Origin of the sequence: Ralstonia sp. 22111, from assembly GCF_052045895.1 — a bacterium.
GTDB lineage: Bacteria > Pseudomonadota > Gammaproteobacteria > Burkholderiales > Burkholderiaceae > Ralstonia > Ralstonia wenshanensis.
In genome coordinates, this window is sequence record NZ_JBQEPR010000002.1 from 459,996 (window position 1) to 474,452 (window position 14,457).

Consider the following 14,457-nt stretch of genomic DNA (forward strand, 5'->3'; position numbering starts at 1 on the left):
CATCCGGCCCGATCAGGCCGTCGTGTCAGTCGTTTGGCCGGCCGCCTGCGTGACGTTGAAGCAGCCGCGGTAGGTGGCGTAGAACGAGCAGTACAGCACCGCCATCACCAGAATCCGGTACGGCGTGGCAATGATGGGGGCGATGTTGTTGGCGCCGCTCGACGCGAACAGCGCATCGATGAACAGCGGCACGGCGATCAGCAAAATTGCGACCAGCACGCCGTACGCGATGAACGCCGCGCGGTTGCGCCATACGGCCATCCAGCTGAAGAACAGCGCCTTGCCCACCGGAATGCCGTGCCATGCGACCAGCAGCGGCGCAAACCAGAACAGCACTGCCACGGGGATGTACAGCACCGAGCCCATCACCATGGCGAGATAGAACTCGCGGATGGCATCAGCGGTGAGCGGTTTGTCGGTGACCACGGTCATGAGCGTGTCGACGTCCACCATCGTCATCAGCACGCCGCTGACCACGAGTACCAGCACGCCATAGATGCCGCCGAGCTTTAGCAGGCTGCGCATCGCATCCTTGCCGTACGCACGAAAGCCGGCGATGAGCGACGCAGGCCCCACGCGCTTGCCAGCAACCGTATCGCGGCAGGCCGACATGAAGCCAACAAAGATAGCCGGATTCACCAGCAGGATGGCGAACACACCAATCGGCGGCACCAGCAGCATCAGCAGGTTGACCGCAAACAGGTAGATGAACAGCAGCAGCAAGAATCCGATCGGGTTCTTGCGAAACAGCCACGCACCCTGGCGCAGCCAGACGTAGCCTTGCTTGGCCGGTACTTCAATCAGTTGCATGGTTGGGGAAGGTCCAGAGTCAGGGCGCCCGCGCCAACCCGTTCACGGAGCACGCGCTCAAAGTGGGTGGGGTCATGCGGTTTGAGCAGTTCGGCGTCGCGCGGCAGATAGAAATCCCACAGGCGCGAGACCCAGAAACGATAGGCTGCGGCGCGCAGCATGTCTTGCCAGTGCCGTGCCTCAGCGTCGGTGAAGGGCCGCACGGCGTGATACGCGTGGAGCATGGCCCGTGCCCGATCATCATCCAGCACGCCCGTGGCCAAGTCGATGCACCAGTCGTTCACGGTGACGGCCACGTCGAAGAGCCACTTGTCGACACCGGCAAAGTAAAAATCGAAGAAGCCACCCAGGCGTTCCGGCTGGCCATCGGCGGCCGGCTCGAACAGCACGTTGTCGCGGAAGAGGTCGCAATGGCACGGGCCTTCGGGCAGCGCGGCGTAGTCGGCGCTGGCGAAGAAGCGTTGCTGATGCGCGAGTTCGCCTTCCAGCAGCGCGCGCGTGTCGCCGTGCACGAAGGGTACGACGTCGGGCACGACTTCGTTCCACCACGGCAGGCTGCGCAGATTCGGCTGATGGCGTGGGTAGTCGCGTCCGGCCAGATGCATGCGCGCGAGCATGTCGCCGACGATGGCGCATTCCGACACCGTGGGCGCCAGGTTCGAGCGGCCCGCCAGACGTGTCACGATAGTCGCCGGCTTGCCGTTGAGCGTGCGCAGAATCTCGCCGTCGCGCCCCGGAATCGGCGCGGGCACGCTGATGTCGTGCTGCGCCAGATGCTGCATCAGATACAGGTAGAACGGCAGTTGCTCAAGCGTCAGCCGCTCGAACAGTGTGACGACGTATTCGTGCGTCTGCCCATCCTTTTCCGTGGTCAGGAAGAAGTTGGAGTTTTCGATCCCAGAGGGGATGCCGCGAAACGCGCGCACGGCGCCCACATCGTATTGATCCAGCCAGAGAGCGATCTCGGCGTCGGAGACCGGGGTGAAAACAGCCATGCTTCAGGAATGGGAAACGGGTGGAGGGAAATGCAGCGCCGGCCCACCATGGAGCCGGCTTGCGGGCGCCGCGCTCGCGGCACAGGCTTAGAACTTCAGGACGTTGACCGAGGGCACGCGATCGATATTGCCGCGCTCACGAATGCGCGGCGAGCTGTCTTCGGGCTTGCTCATGTTGTAGGAGGTGCCCATGCCCGATTTGACATGGATGTCCGGTGCCTGACCCTTCTGGAAGCGGTATTCCTCAACCTGCGTACCGTCGTTGTCGCGGTAGTCGAAGCTCGGTTTGACGCGCTCGTTGTGGATCGCGCCGTGGGTCGGCTTGGAAATCGGCTGATTGTTGATCGCTTTAACGTCCGGCAGGTCCAGGCCGGCGCTGTCGGAAGTCACTTCGGCGTGCGCGGGCAGGGCGAGGCAAAAAACGGCGCCTGCCAGCAGCCCAGCGTGGCGCATCAGACGCGCGGCATTGGCAAAGCCGGAGTGGACGGGGGCGGACGGGTGAAGCAGCGAATCCATCATGGACTCCGGCGGGTGATCTGAGACCCTACATTCTAGCAGTCCAGCCTCCCGCCATCGTCCGTTCGCGTGGCGCGAAATGCCACACCCAAGGTTACAGATAGAACATTTCTTCCTTGGGCGGAATCGGCGAGGTACCTTCGCGCTTTTCGTAGAACTCGTAGACGGCATCGAGCGCATCCTTGGGTTCGTCGACGATGCGCATGATGTCCAGGTCGTGCTCGGCAATCAGGCCCATTGGCAGCAGCGTGAAGCGGAACCAATCCAGCAGGCCCTTCCAGAAATGGCTGCCGAACATGACCACCGGAACACTGCGCGATTTGCCGGTCTGGACAAGCGTGAGCACTTCAGCCAGTTCATCGAGCGTGCCGAAACCGCCGGGCATGACGATGAACGCATCCGAGTTCTTCACGAAGGTGACCTTGCGTGTGAAGAAATGGCGGAAGCGCATCGAGATGTCCTGGTATCGATTGCCTTGCTGTTCGTGCGGCAGTTCGATGTTCAGGCCGACGCTGGCCGACTTGCCGGCGTGCGCGCCCTTGTTGGCCGCTTCCATGATGCCGGGGCCGCCGCCGGAGATGACGGCGAAGCCCGCATCCGAGAACAACCGGGCGATTTCGATGGTGCGTTCGTAGTACGGCGAATCCTCGCGCAGGCGCGCGCTGCCATAGATCGAGACGGCCGGACGGATCTCCGAGAGGTACTCGGTCGCCTCGATGAACTCTGCCATAATCGTGAACATCTGCCAGGAGGCGCGCGCTTTCTTTGCGGTAGCGCGTTCTTCGTCGGCGAGTGCCCGCAGGCTGGGGATCATCTTGCGATCGGTACGGCCGTGTGACACGTCAGCTTTGGGCTCGTGTTCAACGCCCACTGTCACGTTGACGTCCATGTCGGCGGTGGTGGCCTGGCGCGAGGGGCTCACTCCGGTCAGTTCAGCCGCCGAAACCTCTGTCGCGGAAGCACCAGCAGCCTGCTTTGCCAAGTCGCCTTCAGCAGAAGCGCCATTATCGGAAACGCCTTTTGGCGTGCCAGTCACTTTAGAGTCCATGGGAATGTCGGAAAGTCAAGAAACGCTGTTGCTCGTCGATGGCTCGAGTTATCTGTACCGTGCCTATCACGCACTGCCCGACTTGCGAAACGGAGAAGGGTTTCCTACGGGGGCCATCTACGGCATCGTGAACATGCTGCGCAAACTGCGCAACGACTACCCGGCCAAGTATAGCGCCTGCATTTTCGACGCCAAAGGCAAGACCTTTCGCGACGACCTCTATCCGGCCTACAAAGAACACCGCGCGCCCATGCCCGACGACCTGCGCGCGCAGATCGAACCGATCCACGAAGCCGTGCGGGCATTGGGTTGGCCCATCCTGGTGGTCGAAGGTGTCGAGGCCGACGATGTGATCGGCACCCTGGCTGAACGGGCCGCTCGCGAAGGCGTCCGGACCATCGTCTCAACGGGTGATAAGGACCTCGCTCAATTGGTGAATGATCACGTCACGCTGGTCAACACCATGACCAACGAAACGCTCGACCCGGCGGGCGTGCAAGCCAAGTTCGGCGTGCCGCCCGAACGTATCGTCGACTATCTCTCGCTGATTGGCGACACCGTGGACAACGTGCCCGGCGTGCCGAAGGTGGGCCCGAAAACCGCGGTGAAATGGCTGACGGAATTCGGCTCGCTCGACAACGTCATGGCGCGTGCGGGCGAGATCAAGGGCGTGGTGGGCGACAACCTGCGCAACACGCTTGAGTGGCTGCCCAAGGGCCGCGAACTGCTGACCGTGAAGCTCGACTGCGACCTCAGCAAGGAGGTGCCGACATTCGATGCGCTGATCGACGGCGGTGAAGACAAATCCAAGCTCGTCGATTTCTTCTCGCGTTATGGCTTCAAGACGTGGCTGCGTGAGGCTTCCGGCGAAGCTCTGCCCGATACGCGAAGCGTGGGCGCCGCGCGCAAGGCCGCGACGCCCGTGAAGAACTACGCCGGCGAGGCTGCACAACTGCAGGCCCAGGCCAACCTGTTCGATGTGGAAGCGCCGCCCGACGAGATCAAGTATGAGACGGTGACGACCGAAGCGCAGCTCGAATCGTGGATGCAGCGTCTGGATGAAGTGGACCTCGTCTGCATCGATACCGAGACGACATCCATCGACCCGATGCTCGCGCAGTTGGTAGGCATTTCGCTGTCGGTCAAGCCGGGCGAGGCTTGCTACATTCCGGTGGCACATCGCGGCCCGGATGTGGCCGGGTTTGATGCAGCGGCGCAGCTCTCGCGAGACACCGTGCTCGCGCGCATGAAGCTGTGGCTTGAAGATGAATCGCGCAAGAAGGTCGGCCAGCATCTGAAGTACGACGCGCATGTGTTTGCCAACCATGGCATCGCGCTGCGCGGCATCGAGCACGACACGATGCTCGAATCGTATGTGCTGGAATCTCACCGCAATCACGGCATGGACGCGCTTGCCGAGCGCGTGCTGCACTTGAAGACGATCACCTACGAAGCGGTGTGCGGCAAGGGTGCATCGCAGATCGGTTTTGATGAGGTGCCGCTCGATCGCGCGACCGAGTATGCGGCGGAGGACGCCGATATCACGCTGCGTCTGCATCGCACGCTGTTCCCCAAGGTGGCCGAAGACGACAAGCTGCGCTACGTCTACGAGCAGATCGAAATGCCGACCTCCATCGTGCTGCAGAAAATGGAGCGCAACGGCGTGCTGATCGATGCCGAACGCCTGGCCAGGCAGAGCAACGAGCTGGGCTTGCGCCTGATCGATCTGGAAGCCGAGGCGCACAAGCTTGCCGGGCAGCCGTTCAATCTCGGCTCGCCCAAGCAGATCGGTGACATCTTCTTCAACCAGATGAAGCTGCCGGTCATCAAGAAGACCGCGAGCGGCGCGCCGTCGACTGACGAAGAAGTGCTGCAGAAGCTGGCCGAAGATTACCCCCTGCCGAAGCTGCTGCTCGATTACCGGGGCCTGGCCAAGCTCAAGTCCACCTACACCGACAAGCTGCCCAAGATGGTCAACCCGCGCACTGGCCGCGTTCACACCACCTACGGTCAGGCGACGGCGGTGACAGGGCGTCTGGCCTCGACCGATCCGAACCTGCAGAACATTCCGGTGCGCACGGAAGAAGGGCGACGCATCCGCGAAGCGTTCATCGCGCCGGAGGGCAGCGTGATCGTGTCGGCCGACTACTCGCAGATCGAGCTGCGCATCATGGCGCATCTGTCGCAGGACGAAGGCCTGATGCGTGCGTTCCGTGAGGGCCAGGATGTGCACCGCGCAACGGCAGCCGAAGTGTTCAACGTGACGCCGCTGGAGGTTTCGCCCGACCAGCGCCGTGTGGCCAAGGTCATCAACTTCGGTCTGATCTACGGCATGAGCGCGTTCGGCCTGGCGAGCAACCTGGGCATCGGGCGCGACGCTGCCAAGCTCTATATCGATCGCTACTTCGCCCGCTACCCCGGCGCCGCGAGCTACATGGACCAGACTCGCCAGAGCGCGCGCGAGCAAGGCTACGTGGAGACCGTCTTCGGCCGTCGCCTGTGGCTGCCCGACATCAATGGCGGCAACGGCCCGCGCCGCCAGGCTGCCGAGCGCGCCGCCATTAATGCGCCGATGCAAGGCACGGCGGCTGACCTGATCAAGCTGTCGATGTTGGCTGTGCAAGGTTGGCTCGAAGCCGAGGCGATGCGGTCGCGCTTGGTCATGCAGGTGCACGATGAACTGGTTCTGGAAGTTCCGCAGGACGAATTGGCCGTGGTGCGCGAGCGTCTGCCCGAGCTTATGTGCAGCGTCGCAACGTTGCGCGTGCCCCTGGTGGCCGAAGTGGGTGTAGGCGCCAACTGGGAAGAGGCGCACTGATGCAATCGCTTGCCAGCTGAGCGCCACACCGTCAAACAAGGGATGGCGCCAGTTTGCCTGCCGAGGCAGCCTGCGGATGGCCTGGGCATGCGGTCGTCATGATTCGCCATATCCATGCGCGCGGGGTTGCGGTGAATTTTGCGTTGCAGCAGACTGCACCTGACAGATCACGTGATCGAAAAGATTCAACGGCTCCAGGAGAGGCACATGGCAGGGCAGACGGATGGCGCAGGCGGGGCGAACGGGCCGCGCATTGTGGTGGTCGGCGGGGGCGCCGGCGGGTTGGAACTTGCAACGCGGCTGGGTGACAAGCTCGGCAAGCGCGGCGCAGCCCAGGTCATTTTGGTCGACCGCAACCCCACACACATCTGGAAACCGCTGCTGCATGAAGTCGCTGCCGGCAGTATGGATCCGAACACGCATCAGCTCGAATACGCGGCGCAGGCGCGCTGGCATGGCTTCGAATTCCAGCAGGGCGAGCTGAAGGGCCTTGATCGCGTCGCCAAGTCCATCATCGTGTCCGGATGCGTTGACGCCGACGGCACCGAGGTGCTGCCCGAGCGCGCCATTTCGTACGACACGCTGGTGTTGTCCATCGGTAGCGTGACGCATTTCTTCGGTGTGCCGGGCACGGCCGAGCACGCCATCGCCCTCGACACTGCATGGCAGGCCGAGCGCTTCCGCCGCAGGCTCATTGCAGCGTGCATGCGCGCACAGAACGGCGTGGGCGATGCGCGTCCGCAGGTCGACATCGCCATCGTTGGTGCAGGCGCCACAGGCGTGGAACTCTCAGCAGAGCTGCGCAATACGGCCCACGTGTTGGCCGCTTATGGCCTGCACAAGCTGGACCCGCGCCACGACATCCGCATCCATTTGATCGAAGGCGGCCCGCGTATTTTGCCGGTGCTCAAGGAGCGCATTTCTGCTGCGACCACTGAGCTGCTGCACAAGCTCGACGTGGACGTCATCACCAGCGAACGTGTGACGGAAGTCACCGCTAGCGCCGTCAACACGGCCAGCGGCAAGTCCATTCCGGCAGATCTGACCGTGTGGGCTGCGGGCATCCGCGCGCCGTCGGTGCTGGGTGAGCTCGGGTTGCCGGTGAACAAGCTGGGTCAGGTTGTCGTCTCACGCACGCTGCAGGTGGAAGGCGACGATTCGATCTACGCCTTTGGCGATTGCGCAAGCTGCCCGTGGCCCGAGGCGTCAACCAGCGTGCCGCCGCGTGCGCAGGCGGCGCATCAGCAGGCCACCTATCTGTTCGATGCGTTGCGCAAGCGCATGGATGGCAAGCCGGTCCAGCCGTTCGCGTTCAAGGATCTCGGCTCGCTGGTGTCGCTGGGCCATTTCAGCGCTGTGGGCAGCCTGATGGGCGGGCTGATCGGCGGGTCGATGTTCATCGAAGGCCTGATGGCGCGGCTGATGTACACGTCGCTGTACCGCATGCACGTGCTCGCACTGCATGGCTGGGTGCGCATGTCGGTGGATACGGTCATGCACTGGCTGCGCAGCAAGACGAATCCGCGGGTCAAGCTGCACTAGGCTGTTCCTGTTGCTTGCGCTGGATGCCTGGCTCGGCAGCAATGCAACCGCTTCGGTAGACTAGCCGCTTCGTTCACCGTAACCGTCCAAGGGCGGGAGGAGAGTGCGATGCAGCTTGATGCAGAAGTGGAGAGCCTGGTACCCGGCCGCAGCTTTGACCGTCGCGGCTTCATGAAGACCGCACTGGGCTCGGCCTTTGCGGCTGCGGTGCTACCGGTGTCTGCGCAGACCATCCATACCGATTTCAATGGGCTGACGGCGGGCGAGGTGACTGTGCTCGTCGGGGATTTCAAGATGCCGGCTTATCGTGCCCAGCCGGAGGGCAAGACGAAGCTTCCGGTGGTGATCGTCGTCAGCGAGATCTTTGGCGTGCACGAATACATTGCCGATATCTGCCGGCGCTTTGCCAAGCTCGGCTATCTGGCGATCGCGCCTGAGTTGTTTGTGCGCCAGGGCGATCCGCGTGCCTACGGTACGGTGCAAGAAACCGTTGCCAACGTGGTCTCCAAGGTGCCGGATTCACAGGTGGCAGGCGATATCGACGCCACGATCGCATGGGCCAAGGAGAACGGTGGCGACGCGGCGCGTATCGGCATCACCGGTTTCTGCTGGGGTGGGCGTCACGTCTGGTTTGCCGCGGAGCGCAATCCCAGCATCAAGGCTGCAGTGTCCTGGTACGGGCCGCTGAAGGGCAATCCGAATCCGCTGCAACCGGCTTCGCCCATCGACAAGGTGGACGAATTGAAGGCGCCCGTGCTGGGTCTCTACGGCGCGAAGGACACCGTGATCACGGAAGACGTGCGCGACACGATGAAGACCGCGTTGGAAAAATCCAAGAACCCCAAGGCGCACGCATCACGCATCATCGTGTATCCGAATTCCGGCCATGCGTTTCATGCAGATTACCGACCGAGCTATGTGAAGGCCGACGCAGAAGATGGCTGGAAGAAGTGCCTCGCCTGGTTCAAGGATCACGGGGTGGTGTAGCGCCGCCACGCGCTGAACACGGAAGGCCCTCGCAGTCGCTGGGGCCTTTTTTCTGTTGTCTGTGCTGGCAAAGGTTGATAAAGCGGCATACAATTCGCCCTTCTTGCAACTCTGTTGCGTTTATTGGCTCCCGCTGCGTCACCTCCGCATGACCTTCGATACCACCCTGTTAGGCATTCTTCTCGCCACCGCGCTGTCTGGCATCGGCAGCATGGCGGGCGCCGCCGTGCTGTCATTGACGGTGCTGTCGCGCATGGTCGATCGGATGGTCAGTTTTTCGGTAGGCGTGCTGCTGGCCACGTCGCTGTTGCATTCGTTGCCGGAGGCGTTCGAAGCGCATCGCGGCATCGAGCCCAACACGCATGCGTTGTTCGCCACGTTGCTGGCCGGGCTGCTGGGTTTCTTCCTGCTGGAAAAGATCTCGTTGATCCGCCATTCACATCATCACGAGGGCGATGGTCACGGACATCACCACGGCCATGACCGGCAGGAAGCGGGCCGCAGCGGCCTGATGATCCTGGTAGGCGATGGCTTGCATAACTTTTCGGACGGCATCGTCATTGCCGCAGCCTTTCTGGCGGACACCAGGGTAGGCATCGTCACCGCGCTGGCGATTGCCGCTCACGAGATTCCGCAAGAGATTGGCGACTTCATGGTGCTGCTCAACGCCGGGTTCACCAAGACGCGCGCCTTTGTCTACAACCTGCTCTGCAGTGTCTGCGCGTTGGTGGGCGCGGTGCTTGGCTATTATTTGCTGGATCGCCTGACGTCGTGGATTCCATACGTGCTGGTGGTGGCGTCGAGCAGCTTCATTTACATCGCCGTGTGTGATCTGATGCCGCAGATGAAGCGCCGGCCGCGCTGGCAGGAATCGGCGGTGCAGGTCGCATTGATTGCGGCAGGCATCGCGATGATCTTTTTGCTGACCGAAGGTTTGCACGGTCACGCGCACTGACGCGCCGCATCGTCCTCAAGAAAAAAGCCCGGTCGATGCCGGGCTTTTTGCTGCACGCCAGACCCGCAGATTACGGATTCGGCCCCGTCGCCACCGGACGCGACGGGTCGCTGCACCACTCGCTCCATGATCCGGCGTAGAGCGCCGCGCCCGTGAGGCCGGCGATCTCCATGGCCAGTGCGTTGTGGCAGGCCGTCACGCCAGAGCCACATTGCAACGTCACGTCTTGCGCCTGGGCGCCGGCGAGCACGCCGGTAAAGTCGGCGCGCAATTGTTCCGCAGGCTTGAAAGTGCCGTCTGCCTGCAGGTTGTCACGGAAGAAGCGGTTGCGTGCGCCCGGGATGTGGCCACCCACAGGGTCGAGCGTTTCGTTCTCACCGCGGTAGCGGTCGGGGGCGCGGGCATCGACGATTGGCTTGTCGGCGTGGCCCAGGTATTTCTGCACGATCTCCGCAGTGACCATCTGCACGAGCGATGGCTTGCGCGTGATGTTGCCGGGCGTGGCGTTGAGCTGCGGCTCTTCGGGAACGACCTGGTCGACCGGGAAGTGCGCCGCTTCCCAGGCCTGCAGGCCGCCATCGAGCACGGCCACATCGGCATGACCGACCCAACGCAGCAGCCACCAGAGGCGCGCCGCATACATGCTGCCCTGGCGGTCATACGCGACGACTTGCGTGTCGTCGTTCACGCCCAGCGCCTGCAGGCGCGCGACCAGCGCTTCGGCGTCGGGCAGCGGATGGCGGCCGTTGGTGCCGGTTTTGGGGCCCGACAGCTCGTTGTCGAGATGCATGTAGAACGCACCGGGTACGTGACTGGCGTGATACGCATCGCGCCCCGAGGCGGGGTTGGCGAGGTCAAAGCTGCAATCGATGACGACCACCGCTTCGGGCGCGCTCTGCTGCAGTGCGGCCAGTTGCGGTGCGGTGATGAGGGTGGCGTAGTGAGCGCGTTCGCTCATGGCGGCGATCTCCTGGGTCGATCAAACTTCCGGGTGAATCTCGGCTTCCGGGCCGGACACGGCTGTCTGCGGCGTCGGATGTTCGGCGCCCGACTGACGGGCGCGCATGACGGTAGTCACGATGCCGCTGCCGATGATGAGCGCCATGCCCGCCCACGATAGCGCGTTCAGGTGGTCATTCCACAGCAACATGCCCCAACCGCTCGCAAAGACGATGCCGGTGTATTGCAGGTTAGCAGTCAGCAGCGTGTTACCGCGCTTGTAGGCCCGGGTCATGGCGGTCTGGCCCAGCGTGGCCAGAAGCCCGACCGCCAGCAGCAGCGCCGCGCTGTGCAACGTATGCGGCTGCGCGCCGCCGATCAGCATCCAGACGCCGCCAGCAATTGCACTCACCAGGGAAAAGTAGAACACGATGCGTGCCTCGTTCTCGCCCAGGTCGCCCAGTTGGCGGACCTCCACATAGGCGAGGGCCGTGAACACGCCCGACACCAGCCCAACCATGCCGCCGGCAAGCTGGGACGGCCCACCGCCCACGCTGGGTTGCAGCAGGCACAGCACACCAACAAACGACATCAGGATCGCTGCCACCATTTTCTTGTCGGCGCCTGCGGCTCTGCCGGCCATTGCAGCTCCGGCGCCGATGATCAACGCAATCCACACCGGCGACATGTAATTCAATGTCATGGCCGTCGCCAGCGGCAACAGGCTGATCGACGTGAACCACAGCAGCAGCGATGTCACCCCGAACACGCTGCGCTTGATGTGCGCCATGAGATAGGGCGTGCGGATGCCTGCGCCGGTCTTGGCCAGGATGGCGCCCATCACGGTCATGCCGATCACGCTGCGGTAGAACACGATCTCGCCGGTGCTGTAATGCGCCGAGGCCAGCTTCACGCACACGCCCATCGCCGAAAAGGCAAACGCGGCGAGGATCATCCACAGCGATTGGCGAGAGGAGCTGTCGGCCGTCTGGGCGGCAGTCTGGGCAGCGGTAGCAGTGTCGGCAGGCATGGCGAGGGGCGAGGGCGAAAAAAAACGGTGCGGCCTGTGAGGGCTGCACCGTTCCTATTGTGACGCGGAAGGCGGCGGATGCCTACCTTCGGTCGTCGCTCAGTAGTTCATTGTGCGTCGATACCACTCGTGGAAGTGCTGCATGCCGTCTTCCATGGGCGATTGGTACGGGCCGACTTCGCTCGTGCCGCGCTTGAGCAGTGCCAAGCGTCCGGCGTCCATGCGCTCGGCGATTTCATCGTCCTCGATGCACGTTTCCATGTAGGCGGCGCGCTCGGCTTCGACGAACTCGCGCTCGAACAGGACGATTTCTTCCGGGTAGTAGAACTCGACCACGTTGCGGGTCTTCGTCGGCCCCATCGGATGCAGCGTCGACACCACCAGCACGTTCGGATACCACTCGACCATCACGTTCGGGTAGTAGGTGAGCCACACCGCGCCGTACTTCGGCATCTCGCCGTTGTTGAAGCGCAGCACGGCGTCATGCCACTTCTGGTAAGCCGGTGTGCCGGGTTTGCGCAAATTCGCGTGGATGCCGACCGTCTGCACGCTGTGCCACTCGCCAAACTCCCATTCCAGGTCGTCACACGAGACGAACTGCCCGAGGCCCGGGTGGAAGGGCACGACGTGGTAGTCCTCGAGGTACACCTCGATGAAGGTCTTCCAGTTGTAGTTGCAGTCGTGCACTTCGACGTGATCCAGCATGTAGCCGGAGAAATCGAGATCGCGCGCCACACCCAGGCGGGCGAGGTCTTCACGCACGTCGCGTTTGCCCTCGAACAGCAGGCCGTTCCAGTTCTGCAGTGGCGAGCGCGACAGATGCACGCATGGTTGCTTCTCGAAGTGCGGTGCGCCCAGCAGGTCGCCCTGCAGGTCGTATGTCCAGCGATGCAGCGGGCAGACGATGTTCTGGGCATTGCCGCGCCCATTGAGCATGATTGCCTGCCGATGCCGGCACACATTGGAGAGCAGTTCGACGCCGTTCGGATTGCGCACCAGCACGCGGCCTTCGGCCTCGGCGGCAAGCGTGTGATAGTCGCCAACTTCCGGGACCATCAGCTCATGGCCGACGTAACCGGGGCCATGTTTGAACAGACGTTCGATTTCAGTTTGATACAGCGCCTCGTCGAAGTAAGCAGAGACGGGCAACTGGGTTTCAGACGGCACCAGATTCAGTGCGGCGCTGAGATTGGACATTATCCCCACTCCCAATAACGGTGAAAGCAGTGAACAACCCAACCATCGACAAGATCGATTTGGGAAAGGACGCCATCGGCAGGTGGCCTAGGGTCTGTTGAGGTAGGAAACGAGCGCTTGCTGGCCCCCGCTTGGGCCAACGACCATACGTTCAATGGGCCAACAGACCCAAACCATCGTGCGGAGCGGCGTACACCGGCCCGGCCTTTGGAGGAAAGGGGGGGATTGTACCCCAGGGAAATTGATAAGTCCCTGATTTTCGAACCCTTTCCGCTTCCAGTCGCGCGATCGCCGGGCTGACGATGCCCCTCCTTGTCACCGCAAACCGCTATCCCGCCCCTTGCGGGATGTGCGCGGAACGCACGCGGAATTGCCGTAAAATGCCGGATTGTCCTTTTCTGATTCGCAATCGGCATGCCCCGTGCCTCAAACGACGCCTCCAGCAGCGCGTCCGCCACGCCCTCCGCTACGCCGGCTTCCTATGAAGCGGCCATGGCTGAACTCGAAACCCTCGTCGCCAGCATGGAATCCGGTGAATTGCCGCTGGAGGCTTCGCTTGCGGCGTATCGACGCGGAGCCGAGCTGGTCAAATACTGTCAGCAGGTGCTGGAACGCGTCGAGCAGCAGGTGCGCGTGCTTGATGGCGAAGCCCTGAGGCCCTTAGCCGACGATAGCAACGCGAACGAGCAGGGCGACGCATGAGCGATTTCGCCCAATGGATGGCATCTGTGGTGGCGCGGACGGAAAGCGCACTTGAGCGCGCGCTGCCGGCCGAAACCGTCTCGCCGCAACGTCTGCACGCGGCGATGCGCTATGCCACCCTGGGGGCCGGAAAACGCGTTCGGCCCTTGCTGGCGCATGCGGCGGGCGCGCTGGGGGAGGCCTCCTCCGAGGCGCTCGACGGCGTGAGCTGCGCGGTGGAGATGATCCACGCCTACTCGCTCGTTCACGACGACATGCCGTGCATGGACGACGACGACCTGCGCCGGGGCCGCCCGACCGTGCATCGCGCCTATGATGAAGCGACTGCACTGCTGGTAGGCGATGCCTTGCAGACGCAGGCGTTCATCGTGTTGGCTGAGCTGGGCGCGGTAAGCCAGGCGACGCGTGCAGTGTTGGTGGCTGAATTGGCGCGCGCTTCCGGTTCGCTCGGCATGGCGGGCGGTCAGGCGATCGATCTGCAAAGCGTCGGCATTGCGCTATCGCAGGACGAATTGGAGGCGATGCATCGCATGAAGACCGGTGCGTTGCTGCGGGCGAGTCTGCGGATGGGCGCGCTCTGTGCTGGCGTGAATGCCGCAGCCTTGGAGCAGGTTGATGCTTATGCTGGCGCGGTCGGTCTCGCGTTCCAGGTGGTCGATGACATCCTCGATGTGACCGCCGATACCGCCACGCTGGGCAAAACCGCTGGCAAGGACGAGGCCAACGACAAGCCGACTTACGTGTCCATCCTCGGGCTGGACAAGGCCAGGGCACTGGCCGACGAGCTGCACGCCACAGCGGGTGCGGCGGTTGCCCAACTTGCCCGCGAGATCGGCTGTGAAGCGGACAAGGCACGTACCGATCGATTGGTCGAAATGGCTGACCTGATCGTGCGGCGTGGCCACTGAACAACATTGC

The 14,457-nt window shown here is 63.0% G+C and carries 13 protein-coding genes; 6 read left to right on the top strand and 7 right to left on the bottom strand.

Annotation, left to right across the window (positions count from 1 at the left end; all coding sequences use genetic code 11):
- Positions 1 to 12: 12 nt before the first annotated feature.
- The 4 genes from ACTJK4_RS08415 to ACTJK4_RS08430 all read right to left on the bottom strand — a co-directional run bounded on the left by ACTJK4_RS08415 (position 13) and on the right by ACTJK4_RS08430 (position 3,369).
- The gene (locus ACTJK4_RS08415) at positions 13 to 810 is read right to left on the bottom strand and encodes a BPSS1780 family membrane protein (RefSeq protein WP_440817444.1); all 798 of its coding nucleotides are present in this window, start codon (positions 808 to 810) and stop codon (positions 13 to 15) included.
- Positions 801 to 1,805, bottom strand: coding sequence for a homoserine kinase (locus ACTJK4_RS08420; RefSeq protein WP_316869934.1), 1,005 nt, complete (start codon positions 1,803 to 1,805; stop codon positions 801 to 803). Before ACTJK4_RS08420 ends, ACTJK4_RS08415 begins: the two co-directional genes overlap by 10 nt.
- Before the next feature lie 87 nt (positions 1,806 to 1,892).
- Entirely contained in the window at positions 1,893 to 2,321 is a 429-nt protein-coding gene (locus tag ACTJK4_RS08425; RefSeq protein WP_232043031.1) for a hypothetical protein, read from the bottom strand.
- Positions 2,322 to 2,415: 94 nt separating this feature from the next.
- The gene (locus tag ACTJK4_RS08430; RefSeq protein ID WP_232040643.1) at positions 2,416 to 3,369 is read right to left on the bottom strand and encodes a TIGR00730 family Rossman fold protein; all 954 of its coding nucleotides are present in this window, start codon (positions 3,367 to 3,369) and stop codon (positions 2,416 to 2,418) included.
- A gap of 4 nt (positions 3,370 to 3,373) precedes the next feature.
- Here ACTJK4_RS08430 and polA point away from each other — a divergent pair, with 4 nt between their 5' ends.
- The 4 genes from polA (at position 3,374) to ACTJK4_RS08450 (ending at position 9,671) form a co-directional block, all read left to right on the top strand.
- Positions 3,374 to 6,187 carry a DNA polymerase I gene (gene polA, locus ACTJK4_RS08435; RefSeq protein WP_440817449.1) on the top strand — a complete coding sequence of 938 codons (2,814 nt, stop codon included), beginning with the start codon at positions 3,374 to 3,376 and terminating at the stop codon, positions 6,185 to 6,187.
- 207 nt (positions 6,188 to 6,394) lie between these two features.
- On the top strand, positions 6,395 to 7,729 hold the full coding sequence (locus ACTJK4_RS08440; RefSeq protein WP_260801919.1) for an NAD(P)/FAD-dependent oxidoreductase: 1,335 nt from the start codon (positions 6,395 to 6,397) through the stop codon (positions 7,727 to 7,729).
- A 108-nt stretch (positions 7,730 to 7,837) separates the two neighbouring features.
- Positions 7,838 to 8,716, top strand: a complete 879-nt coding sequence (locus tag ACTJK4_RS08445; protein WP_440817452.1) for a dienelactone hydrolase family protein — start codon at positions 7,838 to 7,840, stop codon at positions 8,714 to 8,716.
- Positions 8,717 to 8,864: 148 nt separating this feature from the next.
- On the top strand, positions 8,865 to 9,671 hold the full coding sequence (locus ACTJK4_RS08450) for a ZIP family metal transporter (RefSeq protein ID WP_232040639.1): 807 nt from the start codon (positions 8,865 to 8,867) through the stop codon (positions 9,669 to 9,671).
- A 70-nt stretch (positions 9,672 to 9,741) separates the two neighbouring features.
- On the opposite strand, the gene ACTJK4_RS08455 is transcribed toward ACTJK4_RS08450, so the two are convergent.
- The 3 genes from ACTJK4_RS08455 to ACTJK4_RS08465 all read right to left on the bottom strand — a co-directional run bounded on the left by ACTJK4_RS08455 (position 9,742) and on the right by ACTJK4_RS08465 (position 12,837).
- Positions 9,742 to 10,629 (bottom strand): sulfurtransferase, encoded by an 888-nt coding sequence (locus tag ACTJK4_RS08455; protein ID WP_440817457.1) that lies wholly within the window; start codon positions 10,627 to 10,629, stop codon positions 9,742 to 9,744.
- A gap of 21 nt (positions 10,630 to 10,650) precedes the next feature.
- Complete coding sequence (locus tag ACTJK4_RS08460) at positions 10,651 to 11,640, bottom strand: DMT family transporter (RefSeq protein ID WP_260801916.1); 990 nt, start codon at positions 11,638 to 11,640, stop codon at positions 10,651 to 10,653.
- A 99-nt stretch (positions 11,641 to 11,739) separates the two neighbouring features.
- Positions 11,740 to 12,837 carry an aromatic ring-hydroxylating oxygenase subunit alpha gene (locus ACTJK4_RS08465; RefSeq protein WP_232040636.1) on the bottom strand — a complete coding sequence of 366 codons (1,098 nt, stop codon included), beginning with the start codon at positions 12,835 to 12,837 and terminating at the stop codon, positions 11,740 to 11,742.
- A 414-nt stretch (positions 12,838 to 13,251) separates the two neighbouring features.
- Here ACTJK4_RS08465 and ACTJK4_RS08470 point away from each other — a divergent pair, with 414 nt between their 5' ends.
- On the top strand, positions 13,252 to 13,539 hold the full coding sequence (locus ACTJK4_RS08470) for an exodeoxyribonuclease VII small subunit (RefSeq protein WP_232040635.1): 288 nt from the start codon (positions 13,252 to 13,254) through the stop codon (positions 13,537 to 13,539).
- A complete protein-coding gene (locus tag ACTJK4_RS08475; protein WP_232040634.1) occupies positions 13,536 to 14,447 on the top strand; it encodes a polyprenyl synthetase family protein in 912 nt (303 codons plus the stop codon). The genes ACTJK4_RS08470 and ACTJK4_RS08475 overlap by 4 nt, the downstream gene beginning before the upstream one ends.
- Positions 14,448 to 14,457: the final 10 nt, after the last annotated feature.

What these genes read in the sequence shown, in the direction of transcription:
- ACTJK4_RS08415 (WP_440817444.1), bottom strand. Translation starts at nt 810, where the DNA reads ATGCAACTGATTGAAGTACCGGCCAAGCAAGGCTACGTCTGGCTGCGC.
- ACTJK4_RS08420 (WP_316869934.1), bottom strand. Translation starts at nt 1,805, where the DNA reads ATGGCTGTTTTCACCCCGGTCTCCGACGCCGAGATCGCTCTCTGGCTG.
- ACTJK4_RS08465 (WP_232040636.1), bottom strand. Translation starts at nt 12,837, where the DNA reads ATGTCCAATCTCAGCGCCGCACTGAATCTGGTGCCGTCTGAAACCCAG.
- ACTJK4_RS08430 (WP_232040643.1), bottom strand. Translation starts at nt 3,369, where the DNA reads ATGGACTCTAAAGTGACTGGCACGCCAAAAGGCGTTTCCGATAATGGC.
- ACTJK4_RS08445 (WP_440817452.1), top strand. Translation starts at nt 7,838, where the DNA reads ATGCAGCTTGATGCAGAAGTGGAGAGCCTGGTACCCGGCCGCAGCTTT.
- ACTJK4_RS08450 (WP_232040639.1), top strand. Translation starts at nt 8,865, where the DNA reads ATGACCTTCGATACCACCCTGTTAGGCATTCTTCTCGCCACCGCGCTG.
- ACTJK4_RS08455 (WP_440817457.1), bottom strand. Translation starts at nt 10,629, where the DNA reads ATGAGCGAACGCGCTCACTACGCCACCCTCATCACCGCACCGCAACTG.
- ACTJK4_RS08460 (WP_260801916.1), bottom strand. Translation starts at nt 11,640, where the DNA reads ATGCCTGCCGACACTGCTACCGCTGCCCAGACTGCCGCCCAGACGGCC.
- ACTJK4_RS08470 (WP_232040635.1), top strand. Translation starts at nt 13,252, where the DNA reads ATGCCCCGTGCCTCAAACGACGCCTCCAGCAGCGCGTCCGCCACGCCC.
- polA (WP_440817449.1), top strand. Translation starts at nt 3,374, where the DNA reads ATGTCGGAAAGTCAAGAAACGCTGTTGCTCGTCGATGGCTCGAGTTAT.
- ACTJK4_RS08425 (WP_232043031.1), bottom strand. Translation starts at nt 2,321, where the DNA reads ATGGATTCGCTGCTTCACCCGTCCGCCCCCGTCCACTCCGGCTTTGCC.
- ACTJK4_RS08475 (WP_232040634.1), top strand. Translation starts at nt 13,536, where the DNA reads ATGAGCGATTTCGCCCAATGGATGGCATCTGTGGTGGCGCGGACGGAA.
- ACTJK4_RS08440 (WP_260801919.1), top strand. Translation starts at nt 6,395, where the DNA reads ATGGCAGGGCAGACGGATGGCGCAGGCGGGGCGAACGGGCCGCGCATT.